Here is a 15,381-nt window from a genome sequence, read left to right on the forward strand (position 1 = left end):
CACGGCGGCCAGCGCGGTGGTGTCTGCCGGCCGGTCCGCGTCGGACACGGCCGGCAGCGGCACCTGGGTGCCCCGGAGGGCACCCAGGACGCGCCCGGCCAATCGCTCCACCGCTCGGGCGTAGTCCGCCCCCAGTGCGGCATTCGACATCGGGCGCTCACCTTCTGCTGTCGGTCACGGACGTCGTCGTTCGGGTTCCGGTCCGCGGACCGTTACGAGGGGCGCGACTCCTTGGGGGTCTTCGGGGACAGGAGCGCCAGGAGCAGCAGGACGCCGGTGCCCTGCGGGGAGTACACGGGGGCGTCGCTGAACGGGGCCTCCGGCTCGTCGACCAGCGCCGTGAGTGCGGCCCTCTCTGCCACACCGGCCCGGACGGGGGAGAGAGCCGGGGTCGTCTGAACGGACATCTTGCCTCCAAGAGGTCTTCCCCTCGCGGATTGCGACGGGAGGGAGTGACTGCGCCGCGCAGTGACGAGCGCGACGGGTGCGGCCGGTGGTCACCCATCCGGCTCACTGCACCAACGTCGGTGTCCCCTCCCCGCCTGCCACTTAGATCCCACAAGCATGGAGATCACACGATGGGTGCACCCGGGAGCACTGGGGTTTAGCGGGTCGGACGGGCCGCCCGCCCGGCGTCGTCGGGCAGGCCGCGGTCGGCCTCGTCGTCGAAGGCGGCCGCCTTCCCGTCCCGGTGGGCGCCGATGGCGGTGGAGTTCGCCATGGCCCGGCCCGCGGCACCGCCACCGGCACCGCCGCCGGCCGCGCGCACCGGCGCACGACAGGCTCACCCGAGGGCGTACGGACACCGCGCAACAGCCGTCGCGGCGCCGCGGGAGGGGTCCCGGGCACCGCGGGGAACAATGCTGCGGCAACGCAACGGCCCGTAGCGGACCGCTCGCGGCAGAGCCGGGAGCGGGCGGCGGTGAGGTGGACATGTGAGCAGGCTCGTGCCCCGGTTCCGGACGACCGCGGACCTCGTCGAGGCGACCAACGACGTACGCGAGCAGGTCGTGCGCGGACTCGCAGAGTACGTAGGACTGGCGGCGCGCATGCGCGAGTTCGAGGACGCGTTCAGCGCCCAGGTGCTGCATGCCGCGCAGCAGTTGCACGAGGTCATCGGCCGGCGAAAGCACCTCGAAGCGGAGCTGGAGCGCATCCGCTCGCGGATCGACCGGGGCGGGTACGGCAGCGCCGACGAGATCGAGGACGACGTCCGCGCCGTCCTCGATGCCGCGCGCGCCGACGCCGAGGCGGCCGACGCCGACGCCGCCTCGCCCGGCGAGGCGGAGGAACCTGCCGACGCCACCGGCGACGGGCTGGACGAGGCCGCACGGAAGCGCATCCTCCGGGACTTCAAGCGCATCGTCCTGCCGTCCGTCCACGCCGACACCTCGGACACCTCCTTCTCCGACTTCGACATCGCCTACTCCGCGTACAAGGCACGGGACTTCGTCCTCATGGAGGCCCTCGTCGTGCAGTACCGGGGCCCGGTCGGCGCGGCGGAGGACGACGGCCGGACGGTCACCCGGGAGGAGGCCGAGGCCCGGCTGCGCGAGTACCGGGCCGCCGCCCGGCGGCTGGAGGACCGCCTGCGGGCGCTCCGGCGGGAGATCACGCAGGACGAGAGGGACCACCCGGAGCAGACCCGGCAGCGGATGCGGGAGCGGAACGAGCAGATCCGCCGGTCGATCGACGCCGAGGCCGAACGGGTGCTGCTGCTCCGCCGCCGCCTGGAGACCCTGGCCGACGGCGCACGCGACGAGGACGGAGCAAGTCTGTGAGCGACAGGTCACTGCGCCGGCGGACGTCCCGCGGACCGACGGCCCGCAGCGAGGTACGGGACCTGATGCGGCGCTTCCTGGAGGAGGACGAGCGGAGCGAGCCACTGGAGTGGGACTCCTTCACCACGGCGAACGGCCTCCCGCACAACTGGATCTACGACGTCTTCCAGGACTCCGCGGGACGCATGTGGGTCGGTACCTGGGGCGGCGGCCTCGCGGTGTACGAAGACGGCGCGTGGCGCGCCTACAGCCGGCGGCACGGACTGGCCAGCGATGCGGTGACCTGCATCAGGCAGGACGCACACGGCGTCGTCTGGGCCGCCACGGACGCGGGCCTCAACCGCTTCGACGAGGCGGCCGACCGGTTCGTCGGCGCCGGCCTGACCGGCGTGAGCATCCTGAACATCCACTTCGACCGCGACCAGAACCTGTGGGCCGGCTGCTGGCGCGCCACCCGGACCGGCGGCGGCCTGCACCGGTTCGACGGGCGGCGCTGGCACGCGTTCTCCAAGAAGGAGGGCCTGCCGAGCCTGGAGGTCCTGAAGGTCTTCGAGGACTCGCACGGCCGCATCTGGGTGGGCACCTACGAGCACGGCCGCGGTGCCGGCGTCGGCTGCTGGGACGGCTCGTCGTGGCAGCAGTTCACGCACCGCGACGGGCTCCTCGACGACTGCGTGTACTCGATGTTCGAAGACCCCGAGGGCCGGATGTGGTTCGGCACCCTCAAGGGCGTCTCCGTCTACGGCAACGGCAGCTGGCACCGGATGACCACGGCGGACGGCCTGGTGCACGACCGGGTCTACGCGATGTTCATCGACGCGGAGCACCGGATGTGGTTCGGCACCGAGGGCGGCGTCAGCCGCTTCGACGGCACGAACTGGGAGGCGTTCACGCGCGGCAGCGGACTGGTGGAGAACCTGGTGCGGACCATCGTCCAGGACCGCGACGGCGGCCTCTGGTTCGGCACGTACCCGTACGCCAGGGGAAAGGGCGGCATCAGCCGCGCCCGCACGCCCCGCCACCGCAGGAGCATCGCCGAGACGACGAGTGCCTACCTCCCGCCCGGTCCCAGAAGGAAACTGCCCCCGGGCTGAACCGACCACCCGCCTCCGGTTACGGAAGAGGCCACGGCGTCCTCAGCGGTCCTCGGGGCACGCGGGCCGGGGGTGTCGGGAGGCGGTGGCGCCTTGGGATGGGGTCCGGGGGTCGGCGACGCGGTCGCAGATGGTACGGGCGGCGGTGTCCGGGGTGACATCGAATACCCCGCCCGCCGCGCCGGCCGCGGCCGGGCCCCGGCCCGGCTCGCGGCAGCGGCCCGGCGCTGACCTCGCGCCGAGCCGCTGCCGGTGCAGTTCCGCACTGGTTCACCGTGCGGGAGCCGGCCCGTGGTCCGCCCCCGGATCGGCCGCCACTACCGCGGCCCGGGACACCTCAGCGCGCACACGTGAGGATCCGCCAGACGGGAGTCCAGTTCACCGGGGTATCCCTGCCCGACCAGTATTCGGCATGCTTGGTGCCGTCCTGCTCCAGGAAGAACGCGGTACGCGGTTGCCAGTTGTGGGCGTCCCACAAACCCGTGAAGTTGTCGAGACCGAACCGAGCGCACCCGTGGAAGAGGTACACCCGGTAGCGGTCGTTATTGAAGGTCTGGATGGTGCAGAGATTATCGTAGGCGCCGCACACCCCGTACGGATTGTGGACCGCGTCCCTGGCTTTGCGGCCAGCCCCACTCTTGTCGCCGTTCCAGAAGAAGTCCCGGTGATTCACGTACGCATCCCGGTCACCGCTGATCTTGTACGCGTGCGGCTGACCCGCCGTCACCCTCATGTCCCGATCGGGCGGCGGCTGCGCCATCGCCGTGGAGCCTGCGACCAAGCTCAGAAGGAGCGTGATGGCCGCCGCCAGGGACGCGACGAACATCCGTTGATTCCTGATCAAGAGAAGCCTCACTCTCTCGTGGCGTGCGGGTCCGCCCCGCATCGCTTCTCCAGCCGAAGCGGGAGTTCCGCTTGCCGCTGCAGACGAGGAGATGCTGCCGATTCGTGCTATACAAGGCGCTATACACAGTTGTGTAGTTGATGTGGAGTGCTGACGTTCCGGCTGTTCCGGCCGGGTACCCGCCGGAATCAGTGCCTTCATGTCGGACCCGATCGCCGGCGTGAGTGGGAGGCCGCGACGGCGCATCGGGCAACGGGGGAACGGGGGATCATGGATTTTCGGATCTTGGGCGCCCTGGAGACGAGGGACGGCTCGGGGTCGCTGCTGAAGCCGTCCCGGCGCAAGCAGCGGCTGCTGCTGGCCGTGCTGCTCCTGCGGGCCAACACGCCGGTGTCGACCGAGGCGCTGCTCGACCTGCTCTGGTCGGAAGCGGCGCCGTCGTCGGCGCGGGCCAATCTGCAGTCGTACGTCAGCGATCTGCGGCGCCTGCTCCAGGCCGGCGAACCGGCCGAGGCGCCCCGCCTGTACCGGGCGAACAACGGGTACGCGCTTCGCGCCGGGCCCGCCGAGTTGGACGCCGCCGTCTTCGAGGAGCTGGCCGCCGAGGGCCGGCGGGCGCTCGGCGAGCAGCGGTACTCGTGCGCCGTCGAACAGCTCACCGGTGCGCTCGCTCAGTGGCGGGGTGCCGTGCTGGAGGACGTGCCGCTGCCTGCCGCACTGCGGCCGGAGGCCGAGCGGCTGGAGGAGCTGCGCTCGGTGGTGCTGGAGGACTGCGTCCAGGCGCGGCTGGAGATCGCCGAGCCCGCGCCGCTGGCCGCCGAGTTGGCCACGCTGACCGCCCGCCATCCCCTGCGCGAGCGGTTATGGGCGCAGCTCATGCTCGCCCTCTACCGCGCCGGGCGGCAGGCCGACGCCCTTGCCGCGTACCGGCGCGTCTACCGGCTGCTCGACCAGGAGCTGGGTGTCCGGCCCGGCCGGATGCTGCAGCAGCTGCACCGGCAGATCCTCTCCGCCGACCCGGTGCTGACTCCGCCGCCCGCGGCGACGCGGATCGCCCGGCAGGTGCCGCGGCAACTGCCGCCGCCACCGCAGATGTTCACCGGCCGCCTCCGCGAGGTGGCCGCGCTGGAACCGGTCGAGCACGCGTCCGCGGTGGTGATCGGCGCCATCGACGGGATGGCCGGGATCGGCAAGACCGCGCTCGCCGTCCACGTCGCACACCGGATCGCCGACCGCTACCCCGACGGGCAGCTCTTCATCGACCTCCACGGCTACACCCCCGGCGTCGCCCCGGTCACTCCGGACGAGGCGCTCGACAGGGTGCTGCGCGCGCTGGGCACTCCCCCGCCGCAGATCCCGGACGGCACCGAGGAGCGGGCCGCGCTGTTCCGGACCCGGCTCGCCGACCGGCGGATGCTGATCGTCCTGGACAACGCCGCCGCCGAGACTCAGGTAGCGCCGCTGCTGCCCGGAGCGCCGGGCTGCCTGGTGCTGGTCACCAGCCGGCGCCGGCTCGCCGGACTCGACAGCACGGGCGCGGTCTCGCTGGACACCCTGCCCCTCCCGGACGGGGTGGGGCTGTTCGTACGGACCGTCGGCGAGCGGCGCGTACGCGACGAGCCGCCCGGACTCCTCGCGGAGCTCGTCGAGTTGTGCGGGCGGCTGCCGATGGCGATCCGGATCTCGGCGGCCCGGCTCAGGTCGCACCCCGCCTGGGACGTGGCGCTGCTGGTGGACCGGCTGCGGGACCGGCATCAGCGGCTGCACGAGCTGGAAGCGGGGCACCGCAGCGTCGCCGCCGCCCTCGACATGTCGTACCGGCACCTGAGCCCCGAGCAGCAGCGCACGTACGGGCTGCTCGGCCTGCACCCGGGCCCCGACATCGACGCGTACGCCACCGCCGCCCTGCTCGACTCGACCGTGCCGCACGCCGGGCGGACGGTCGAGCAACTCCTCGACGTGCACCTGCTGCACGAGCCCGCACCCGGCCGGTACCGGTTCCACGACCTGGTCCGCGCCCACGCGGCGCGTACCGCCGCGGGTGCGCTGCCGGAGCGCCCCGCGCGTGCGGCGCTGACCCGGCTGTTCGACTACTACCGGCACACCGCCGCCCGCGCGACGGACGCCGCGTACCCGTACCAGAGCGAACGCCGCCCCGACGTACCGGTGGTGAGCACTCCCCGGCCCGACCTGCCCGACCCGGCGACGGCCCTCGGCTGGCTGGACGGCGAGCTGCCCAACCTGCTGGCCGCCGCGAAGCACGCCACCGAGCGCGGCAGGCCCGAGTACGTCTCGCACCTGTCGTCCCTCCTGCACCGGCATTTGCGCACCCGCGGCCGCTACCGCGACGCTCTGGCTCTGCACGACCAGGCGGTGTCCGCGGCCCGGGTCACCGGTCAGCACGTGACCGAGCTGGAGGCGCTCACCGGACTCGGCCACATCCACCGGCGGCAGGGCCGGTACGCGCAGGCGGGCGAGCACTACCGGCGGGCGCTGCGCATCGCCCGCGCCACCGGCCACCACCACGGCGAACTGGACGCCCTGACCGGCCTCGGCCAGATCTACCTGCTCCAGGGCCGGCGCGCGCAGGCCGGCGACCACTACCGGCGGGCGCTGCGCATCGCCCGCGCCACCGGCCACCACCACGGCGAACTGGACGCCCTGACCGGCCTCGGCCACATCCACCGGCTGCAAGGCAGGCGTACGCAGGCGACCGGCCTGTTCGAGCAGGCGCTGCGGGTCGCGAGCGCCGCCGGCCACCGCCCCGGCGAGCCGGACGCGCTGGCCGGGCTGATCCACCGGCTGCGGGGCCGGTACGCGCAGGCCGTCGTCCACTACCGGCGGCTCCTCGGGCTGGCCCGGGAGACCGGCAACCGCAACTGGCAGTTCGAGGCCCACCAGGGCCTGGGCCGGCTGCGCTACGCCACCGGCGACCCGGCCGCGGCCATCGAACACCACGACCAGGCGCTGGCGCTGGCCGGCGAACTGGGCCAGCCCGTGGACCAGGCGCGGGCCCACGACGGCCTCGCCCACGCCCACCGGGCCCTCGGCCGGCGCGAGCAGGCCCGCGGCCACTGGCAGCACGCCCTGACCATCCTCACCGGCGTCGGCATAGACGAGACGGACGACGAGGAGACCACCACGGCCGCCATCCGCACCCACCTCGCCGACCACGCCGGGTGCGCGGAGGCGCGGGCCGACCTGGGGTTGCGGCTCTGACGAACCGCCCATGGGCGGGGGCGCGGGTCGCCGCGTTCGCCTGCGGGCCCGGCCAGGGCGCGATAATTCCGGTTGCCGCACAAGTAATCCGCCCAGGAGAGCCGCTCATGATCACCACCGGAGGCGATCCCTCACTGCTGCGCCGGGTGAACCAGGCCGCGGTCCTGGCCGCCAGGCCGTTCACGCCGGCGGCATGGAGCCGGGCGGGTCGCCCCCTCGGGGGACCCGCCCGGCCCGGGTGCGGTCAGCGGACGTCGTAGGCGCGCTTGATCGTCTGGGTCACCGCGTTGCCGTTGCTGTCGGTGAACACGGCCTTCAGCATGACCTCCTTCGCCGAGGCGCCGGTGTGGTCGAGGACGGCCGTCCAGCGGCCGTCCCGCTTCTCGGTGGGGGCTTCGGTCCAGGTGGCGCCCTCGTCGTAGGAGTAGGACAGGGCGGCCTCCTCGATCGCGCCCGGGGTGTAGTCGGCGTGGCCCTCGACCGACAGGCCGACCCTGATGCCGCCCTTCGCGGGCACGGTGTTCATGCCGTCCACCGGCAGGTCGTACGCCGGGAAGAGGATCGGCAGGCCGCGCGAGTACACGTCGGGTTCGCGGTGGGAGCGGAAGCTCCAGGTGGTGGTGACGGCGGTGGAGCGCAGCCAGGCGCGGTCGGAGGACGGGATCTTCTCCAGGCTCTGGGTGAGTTCGTACGCGGAGTCCTCGTCCGGCACCCTGAACACGCCGGACGGCCAGGCGCTGGTGGCGATCTGCTCGCCGTCGCGCTTCAGCACCAGCTTGCCGAGGTCGCCGAACGAGCCGCCCGAGGACCAGTGGTCGCCGGAGCCGTCGAGCCAGAGTGCGGTATCGAAGCCCATCAGGTCGCCCTGCCGCTCGGCGGCCAGCATCGGCTCGCCGTCCGCGTCGCGGGCCGCGGCCGGCCGCAGCGGGCCGCCGTACCACTCCTCGGCCCTGCGCTGTCCGGCCCGGTACGTACGCTCCTGGTCGCCCATGAACGCGGCGAAGGGGAAGCTGGTCATCGCGCCGTGGTACCAGGCGTCGTCGCCGGGCGTGTAGTAGGCGGTGCGGGTGCCGGGCACGGTGACCTGGCCGAACGGGCTCACAGATACGTAGTTGCCGTCGCTGCCGGAGGGGCGCAGGAACATCGCGTCGATGTAGTCGCCCTCCTTGCCCATCGCCTTCCAGGTCTCGGCGACCTGCGCCAGGTCGGAGTTCCGGGGCCGGTAGACCCGGTCGGAGTGCAGCGGGCCGCCGGTCGGGAAGGTGAGGTTGTAGACGTACGACTCGTCGCCCTGCGTGCCCGCCGCGCGCCACGTGGGCCGGAACTCGAAGGTGCCGTCCTGCGCCTTGCCGTCGACGTCCGCGTAGAACTCCTCGACCGTGCCGTCGGCCAGCAGCGACCCGGTGATCTGCCAGGTGTCGTCCCAGGTGCGGGCGTAGCCGAACGAGGTGTTGCTCACCGTCGAGGGCCGGGGGGTGCGCAGGCTCAGCCGGTGGGCCTCGCGGGCATCGAGGACGACGGTGGTGTCCCGGGTGATCCGAAGCTGCGGCTGCGCGAGGAAACTCATCGACCCGGTTTCGCCGTTCGCGCCGCGCGTGTCCACGAAGCTGCTCAGGGAGTAGTCGCCGGGGCGTACGCGGTACGTCTGGTCCGGCGCGCCCGAGTTGATCCGGCGCTCGCCCTTGTCGACGTCGAGGCTGACCAGGTCCACGGAGGAGGCGCCCGCCGCGGGCTCGCCGTTGCGGTCGACGGCCTTGACCCGCAGGGTGACGGTCTCCGGCTCGACGTAGAGCGTGACGGGCACGGAGACCCGCACGTCCCCGCCGGTCGCCGTGATCCGGCCGGTGACCCCGCCGTACTGGGCGTCCTTGAGCCGGGCGGTGGGGTCGATCCGCAGCGGCACCTCGACGGTCGCCCCCGCGGGGATGCGCACCTTGCCCTCCCGCAGCCTGGCGATGCCGGAGCGGATGTCGCTGCCGTCGTTGCCGTGCATACCGCCGAGCTTCAGGTCCAGGGTCAGCTCGCGGTCGCCCGTGTTGGTGAAGGGCACCTGAACCGTGGTGCGGTCCGAGTCGTCCTGCGGCCAGTGGTAGCTGCCGGCCTGGACGGCGGGCGCGGACAGCACCTGCTGGTCCACCGCGCCGGCCACGTCGAGGACCCCGCCGCCGGTCTGGTCGGCGCCGGCGACCTTGCCGCCGGTCCTGGCCGAGGCGACCAGGGCGGCCTTGATCTGCTGCGCGGTCCAGTCCGGGTGGGCCTGGCGGACGACGGCCGCCGCGCCCGCGACGTGCGGGGTGGCCATGGAGGTGCCGGACATCGTCCGGTACGCGTAGATGCCGCGACCGCCCGCGCCGGCCGCCGAGATGTCGACGCCGGGGGCGGCGATCTCGGGCTTGAGGGTGTGGGTGACGGCCACGGGACCGCGGCTGGAGAACCACGCCGTGGTGTCGTCGCGGTCGACGGCGCCGACGGTCAGCACGCCGGGTACGCAGCCGGGTGAGGAGACCGTTTCGTTGCGGGAGCCGGCGTTGCCCGCGGCGACGACGAACAGCGTCCCGGTGTTCCGCGAGAGCCGCTTCGCGGCCTCGGCCAGCGGGTCGGCGCAGTCGCCGATCGCGGAGCTGCCCAGGCTCATGGACACGACGTCGGCCTGCTCGCCGACGGCCCACTCCATGCCCGCGATGATCCAGGAATCCAGGCCGTAGCCCTGGTCGTTGAGCACCTTGCCGATGGCCAGGGACGTACCGGGGGCCACGCCCTTCTTGCTGCCGTCACCGGCCGCTCCGGAGCCGCCGGCCGTGGAGGCGGTGTGGGTTCCGTGGCCCACCCGGTCGTCGGTGGAGGCGGCGTCGGTGAAGTTCTCGGACGCGACGATCCGGTCCGCCAGGTCGGGGTGCCCGGCGTCCACGCCCGTGTCCAGCACCGCCACCTTGGTGCCCGTGCCGTCGTAGCCGGCCTCCCACGCCCGGGGCGCGTTCGCCTGCGCGGTGGACCGGTCCAGGGTGGCTTCGACCTTGCCGTCGAGCCACAGCTTGGCCACCGCGGCACCGGAACGGGAGCGGGGGTCGGCGACGTCCTGCCAGAAGGCGGCGGCGCTGTCCTTGCCCGCCTTGAGGGCCACGCCGTTCACGGACGGAAGGCTCAGGCTCCGCTCGGTCCCGCGGGGTGCCGCGGGGGTGCTGCGGGCGACGTCCACACTGTCCCGGTAGGTGGCGATGAGGGGCAGGGTGTCGGTGCTCTCGTCGTCGTATCCGTCGCGGATGAGCCCGGTGACGTTGAACAGCTGCTCGTCGACCCGGCCCTCGGCGATGGCCTGCGAGGCGCTCTCCGGGTAGACGTAGAGGTCCTTGCCCATCTGGTACGTCTGGGCCATCGGCCGCGTACCGTCCGCGCGGGGCAGCACGCCCGCCGAACTGCGGCCCGAGGGGTCCGTGGTCACCAGCACCTTGTCGCCGGTGACCAGGGTGACCGTCGTCCGGCTGCCGTGCTCTGCCGCGGTTCCGCTGCCGACGACGGGTCTCTTCCCCGAGGTCCCGCCGGGCCGCGTGTCCGCCGCTCCAGACGGCGTGACCGCGGTGACGGCCAGGACGGCGGCGGTGGCCGCGCCCAGGGCTGTACGGGTGGTGAGGCGCATGAATCTCCCAACTCGACGCGCTGAACATGCCATGTCGGGGCCGCAGCCTGGCAGAGAAGCGGAACGCGTGGGGGTGCCGCGCCTGGCGGGTTTCCTGCGTGACGGGTCCCCGTCACCGCGGCCGGTTCAGGTGCCGCGTGGGCGGGCCGGGGCTCGGGCCGTTCCGGGCGGCGGAGTCACAGCCAGCCGGCGCGGGCGGCGTGCCACCCGAGTTGCAGGCGTGAATCCACGGCGGCCAGATCCATCAGCCGGCGCGTGCGCCGCTCCACCGTGCGGATGGACAGGCCGAGTTGGGAGGCCACCCGCCGGTCGGAGAACCCGGCCAGCAGCAGGGCGAGGACTTCGAGTTCCCCTCCGGTCGGCTGCTGGTCCACCGCCGGCTCCGCGTGCACGCCCGAGGGGGTGGGGTACAGCGGCCGGGCCCGGTCCCATTCCCTCTCGAAGAGGTGGACGAGCGCCGTCAGCAGGCCGCTGCGGTGAATCACGATGGCGCTCGGTTCCGCGGCGGAATCCGCCAGGTCCAGCGGCACCATGGCGCGTTCCCGGTCCGACACGACCATCTTCAGCGGCAGCGAGTCGACCAGGCGCAACTCCAGGCCGGCGGTGAGGGCACCGCGCACATCCCCCACCACGCCGGGGCCGTCGAGATAGTCCCTGGCCGCTACGACCCGGAAGTCGACTCCGCGGTCCAGCGCGGAGTTCTCCGCCAGATCGGCGTCCTCGCGCGGCACCGCGACGGGCGCGCCGACGAGGAAGACGAGCAGCTCCCGCTGGGCGCCGAACTGCAGTTGGTGGAACCGGTGCGCCACCTGCTCCACACCGACGACCACCTCCACGACGGCGCCCGCGGAGTTCACGGCCGTATTGCGGTACTGCTCGATGAGCATGGAGAACGCGCTCTCGGCCCGGTCCAGCGCGTTGCGTTGCTCGACCAGGTACGGCGCCAGCGCCACGGAGGGCGGCGCGAGCCGGTAGCGTACGGACAGGGCCGCGTCCGACCGCCGCCCGGCCTGCCCCACCGGGCCGGACTCCGCGCCGCCGGGCAGGTCGGCGACCGAAACCAGACCTCGCTTCGCCATGTCCGCCAGCACACGCGCGGTCTCGGCCGCCGCGATTCCGGTCTGCCGGGCGAGGTCGTACGCGCAGGCGACCGGCTGAGCCATCAGCGCCGTGTAGACGGCCTCCTCGGCCGGCCCCAGTCCCAGCGCCTGCAGCATCCGCTCCTCCTCGCGGGGCAGGTTCGTACGCCCGAACTGTATCCCGGCGCCGACTCCCCCGTTGCGAGGCGGTGAGCACGGCGGCGAGGGCAACGGTGCCCTCACCGGCGCACCGCACCGTCAACCGGAGTCGGGGGATCGGGCGCCCCCCGTGGACGGTACGGCCGCACTCCCCGTCGGGTCGACGCTCCGCGTCGGTGTGGGGCTCCGGCCGGGGTTCTCCGACGGAGGCGCGGAGGGTGTGGACGACGCCGGTGGGCCGCTGGGTGGCGTGGCGGGCTCGGAACGGTCCCCGGAACCCGCGCCGGGCAGCCCGGCCGCGAGGGTGACGGCGAGGGCGACCACCGCGAGCGCGCCGCCGGCCGAGACCACCGCACGACGGCGGCGGATACGGATCCCGCCGGCGACGGCCGCGTCGGTGACACTGGGCATCGGCGGGGCCGCCGGGTCGTCCACCACGGCCGCGAAGGCGTCGCGCAGGTCGGCGGCGTCGCGCTCGCTCATCTCCCGCCTCACCTTCCGTTCACCTCGTGGGCGGGCGTGCCGAGGAGCTCGCGCAGCCGGCGCAGTCCCCGCGCGCTCTGGCTCTTGACCGTTCCCGGGCTCACCCGGAGCGCCTCGGCGGTCTGCTCCACACTCCAGTCCTCCCAGAACCGCAACACCAGCACCGCCCGGTACCGGGGCGGCAGTTCCATCAGCGCGGACCGCATCACCAGCCGCAGTTCCAGGGTGGCCGGGGCCACCGGATGCCCCTCGGGCACCGCCTCCACCAACTCCTCCCGCCAGGTCCGGCGGCGGTACTGGTCGATGAAGACGCGGGTGAGGATGGTGCGGGCGTAGGCGTCCACGTTGCCGTCCCGGCGGATCCGCCCCCAGGCCGCGTAGAGCTTCATCAGCGTGGTCTGGGTCAGGTCCTGGGCCTGGTGCCAGTCACCGCAGAGCAGGTACGCGCTCCGTCTGAGGCCCGCCTGCCGGGCCTCCGCGAACTCCCGGAACTCCCGCTCCCGTACCGCTTCCCTCACCCACCCCGCCCTTCGGCTCGTACGGCATTCCTCACAGTCCTCTACGTGAGCGGGCGCCGGGAGGTTGCACGTCGCCCGGCGGAAATTCCCGGGGCGGGCCGTGCAACCTGACGCGGCCCCGGTCCCGTACTCCTCTCATGCAAGGGCTTCGGCACGGCCGGGGCCGGTCCGCCCTCTCGCATCAGGAGTCACCTTGACGACCCGCAACCGCAGGCGCCCGCGCCCCCTGATACTCGCGGCGACCGCCGCGGGTGTCCTGACCGTCGGCGGCCTGGGTGCGCTCGCCCACGCCACCACCGGCACGGACAAGCCGGCCGGCACCCCCGCCTCGCAGGAGTCCGCCACCCCGACGCAGAAGCCCGGCGAGCCGTCGCCCGTGCCCTCGGAGTCCGCCACCCCCACGCAGAAGCCCGGCGAACCGTCCCCCGTGCCTACGGAGTCCGCCACCCCCACGCAGAAGCCCGGCGAACCGTCCCCCGTGCCTACGGAATCCGCCACCCCCACGCAGAAGCCCGGCGAACCGTCGACCATTCCCTCGGAGCCCGGCACTCCCACGCCGCTCGCGCCGGGCGAGCCGACCCCCGAGTGGCAGAGCTGACCGGGACGTGACCGCCGGGTCCCCGGCGACCGGCGCGGACCGGTCGCCGGGGGCGGGGCGGGAGGGAGGTCAGCGGTCCTGGACGAGCGCGTTCAGTTCGCGCAGGAGACCGTCCTCGGTGGCGACGAGGTCATCGAACGTGCCCTCCTCGCGGAGGCGTCCCCGGTCGAGGACGAGGACGCGGTCGGCCATCCGGGCGCTGTCCAGGCGGTGCGTGACGACGACGGTGATCCGGCCGGGTGCCATCGCGCGCAGCTCCCGGAAGACGAGGTGCTCGCCGCGGGCATCCATCTCGCTGGTGGGCTCGTCCAGGACGAGCACGGCCGGCTCCCGGTACAGCGCCCGCGCGCATGCCAGGCGCTGCCACTGCCCCCCGGACAGCTCGTGCCCGCCCCACACCGAGCGGGCCAGCAGGGTGTCGAGCCGGTCCGGGAGCTGTCGCAGGGCCCGGGTCATGCCGACCCGTTCGGCGGCGTCCCAGACGCCGTCGTCGGTGTGTTCGCGGGGCTGGCCGAGGGTGATGTTCTCCCTCGCGCGCAGTGGCCAGTGTCCGTTCTTCTGGGGAACCAGGCCGACGTGCCGCCAGACGGATTCCGGGTCGGCGGTGGCGAGGTCGGTCCCGTCCCAGCAGACGGTCCCGCCGGTCGGCAGGGTCAGCCCGGTGAGCAGGCGGATGAGGGTCGACTTGCCGGCGCCGTTCTCGCCGAGCAGGGCGACGACTTCGCCGCGGTCGAGGGTGAGGTCGATCGGGTGCAGGGCGGGTGCGTCCTTGCCGGGGTAGGTGAACGCGGCTTGGCGCAGGCGGATGCGCTGCGGCGCCCTGACCTGGGCGGTCCCGCGGGCGGCGGCCATGGAGCGGACCTCTTCGGTGAACTCGTGGTAGTCGTGCAGGTAGAGGCCGTGGTGGAACATCACCGCCCCGTACCTGATGATCGAGTTGAGGGCGCGTCCGGCCGTCTGCGAGGCGACGATGGCGGTGCCGGCGATCGCGGTGGACATCGCTCCCGAGAGGGCGAGCGCGGCCAGTGCCGCCCACATGCCGAGCGTGAACACGCCCGCCAGGGACGCCGCGAGGAGCGTCACGAGCAGGTACGGGCGCGCTCCCTGGAGTTCGCGGCCCTCGACCCTGTCGCACATCACCCGGTACCAGGAGTGCAGGTACGGGCGCATCCCGTTGGCGCGCAGTTCGTCGGCGAGATCGGGGGTGGTCAGCCACCAGCGCATCATCCCGCGCACGTTCCGGGCGGAGATGGTGCGGTCGTGCACCCGGTAGTCGATGCGCGCGGCGATCACGCCGCCCATGCCCCTGGGGATGACGGACAGCAGCAGCACGCCCAGGAGCAGCGGATGGAGGGAGGTCAGGACGGTTGCGGCGGACACCAGCTGGATCAGTCCGTTGGTCAGCGTCTTGGCGTCGTCCGCGAGGTCGACCGCGCGCAGGGCGCCGGTCTCCGCGGCCCGGCTCCGGTCGGTGAACCCCTCGGTGTCGTAGGCGGAGAGCTCGGCCTTCATGTGGAGGTCGACCAGGGTGAGGTCGACGGCGGAGGCGATCTGCGGGTTCAGGCGGCGTGTGGCCCAGTCCGCGAGGATCCACATTCCGGCGCCGAGCCCCATCGCGACGACCGCGACCGCCAGCGCCGGCCATGCCTTCCCGAGCCCGGTCCGGGCGTCGGAGGTGGCCAGGTGGGGCATCGCCTCGGCGACCGCGGTGAGCATGACGGCGGTGCCCAGGCCGGACAGCACCTGGCACACGAGGATCGTGAGCGTCATGCGGCGGTCGACGGACCACGCCAGCCGGGCCGACTGGATCAGCGCAGCCGGGATCCGGCGGGCCATGTCCGCCAGGCTCGCGTCGTCCAGGGCCCGGCGGTGCTTGCGGCCGTGGTAGTCCAGCTCGTGGGGAGCGGAGGGCTGGGGACCGGCCGGGCGCGCCGGGGGCACGGCCGTGTCGCGCGGGGACGCGGTACGTGCG

The 15,381-nt window shown here is 73.4% G+C and carries 12 protein-coding genes; 4 read left to right on the forward strand and 8 right to left on the reverse strand.

Features of this window, described 5'->3' with window-relative positions:
* Positions 1-212: 212 nt before the first annotated feature.
* Positions 213-407 carry a hypothetical protein gene (locus H5J30_RS05115; RefSeq protein ID WP_018842507.1) on the reverse strand — a complete coding sequence of 65 codons (195 nt, stop codon included), beginning with the start codon at positions 405-407 and terminating at the stop codon, positions 213-215.
* Between the two features lie 197 nt (positions 408-604).
* Positions 605-769: a hypothetical protein gene (locus H5J30_RS36415; protein WP_258563106.1), complete on the reverse strand. Its 165-nt coding sequence runs from the start codon at positions 767-769 to the stop codon at positions 605-607.
* 166 nt (positions 770-935) lie between these two features.
* On the opposite strand from H5J30_RS36415, the gene H5J30_RS05125 reads away from it, so the two are divergent.
* Together H5J30_RS05125 and H5J30_RS05130 are read left to right on the forward strand one after the other, a co-directional pair.
* Positions 936-1,781 (forward strand): hypothetical protein, encoded by an 846-nt coding sequence (locus tag H5J30_RS05125; protein ID WP_181785955.1) that lies wholly within the window; start codon positions 936-938, stop codon positions 1,779-1,781.
* Positions 1,778-2,875 (forward strand): ligand-binding sensor domain-containing protein, encoded by a 1,098-nt coding sequence (locus tag H5J30_RS05130; protein ID WP_181785956.1) that lies wholly within the window; start codon positions 1,778-1,780, stop codon positions 2,873-2,875. Before H5J30_RS05125 ends, H5J30_RS05130 begins: the two co-directional genes overlap by 4 nt.
* Positions 2,876-3,212: 337 nt before the next feature.
* Here H5J30_RS05130 and H5J30_RS05135 read toward each other — a convergent pair whose 3' ends face one another.
* Positions 3,213-3,701 (reverse strand): hypothetical protein, encoded by a 489-nt coding sequence (locus H5J30_RS05135; RefSeq protein ID WP_258563107.1) that lies wholly within the window; start codon positions 3,699-3,701, stop codon positions 3,213-3,215.
* A 288-nt stretch (positions 3,702-3,989) separates the two neighbouring features.
* Here H5J30_RS05135 and H5J30_RS05140 point away from each other — a divergent pair, with 288 nt between their 5' ends.
* Positions 3,990-6,938: an AfsR/SARP family transcriptional regulator gene (locus tag H5J30_RS05140; RefSeq protein ID WP_258563108.1), complete on the forward strand. Its 2,949-nt coding sequence runs from the start codon at positions 3,990-3,992 to the stop codon at positions 6,936-6,938.
* A 244-nt stretch (positions 6,939-7,182) separates the two neighbouring features.
* Here H5J30_RS05140 and H5J30_RS05145 read toward each other — a convergent pair whose 3' ends face one another.
* The 4 genes from H5J30_RS05145 to H5J30_RS05160 all read right to left on the reverse strand — a co-directional run bounded on the left by H5J30_RS05145 (position 7,183) and on the right by H5J30_RS05160 (position 12,811).
* Positions 7,183-10,572, reverse strand: coding sequence for a S8 family serine peptidase (locus H5J30_RS05145; protein WP_181785958.1), 3,390 nt, complete (start codon positions 10,570-10,572; stop codon positions 7,183-7,185).
* A 176-nt stretch (positions 10,573-10,748) separates the two neighbouring features.
* Positions 10,749-11,789, reverse strand: coding sequence for a helix-turn-helix domain-containing protein (locus H5J30_RS05150; protein ID WP_181785959.1), 1,041 nt, complete (start codon positions 11,787-11,789; stop codon positions 10,749-10,751).
* A gap of 120 nt (positions 11,790-11,909) precedes the next feature.
* Positions 11,910-12,293, reverse strand: coding sequence for a hypothetical protein (locus H5J30_RS05155; protein ID WP_181785960.1), 384 nt, complete (start codon positions 12,291-12,293; stop codon positions 11,910-11,912).
* Positions 12,294-12,301: 8 nt separating this feature from the next.
* The gene (locus tag H5J30_RS05160; protein WP_181785961.1) at positions 12,302-12,811 is read right to left on the reverse strand and encodes a SigE family RNA polymerase sigma factor; all 510 of its coding nucleotides are present in this window, start codon (positions 12,809-12,811) and stop codon (positions 12,302-12,304) included.
* Positions 12,812-13,004: 193 nt separating this feature from the next.
* Between H5J30_RS05160 and H5J30_RS37400 the strand changes: the two genes are divergently transcribed.
* On the forward strand, positions 13,005-13,409 hold the full coding sequence (locus tag H5J30_RS37400) for a hypothetical protein (RefSeq protein ID WP_181785962.1): 405 nt from the start codon (positions 13,005-13,007) through the stop codon (positions 13,407-13,409).
* A 69-nt stretch (positions 13,410-13,478) separates the two neighbouring features.
* Here the strand turns inward: H5J30_RS37400 and H5J30_RS05170 are convergent, their stop codons facing one another.
* Positions 13,479-15,350, reverse strand: coding sequence for an ATP-binding cassette domain-containing protein (locus H5J30_RS05170; protein WP_309505436.1), 1,872 nt, complete (start codon positions 15,348-15,350; stop codon positions 13,479-13,481).
* Positions 15,351-15,381: the final 31 nt, after the last annotated feature.

This window comes from Streptomyces phytophilus, from assembly GCF_013870535.1.
GTDB lineage: Bacteria > Actinomycetota > Actinomycetes > Streptomycetales > Streptomycetaceae > Streptomyces > Streptomyces phytophilus.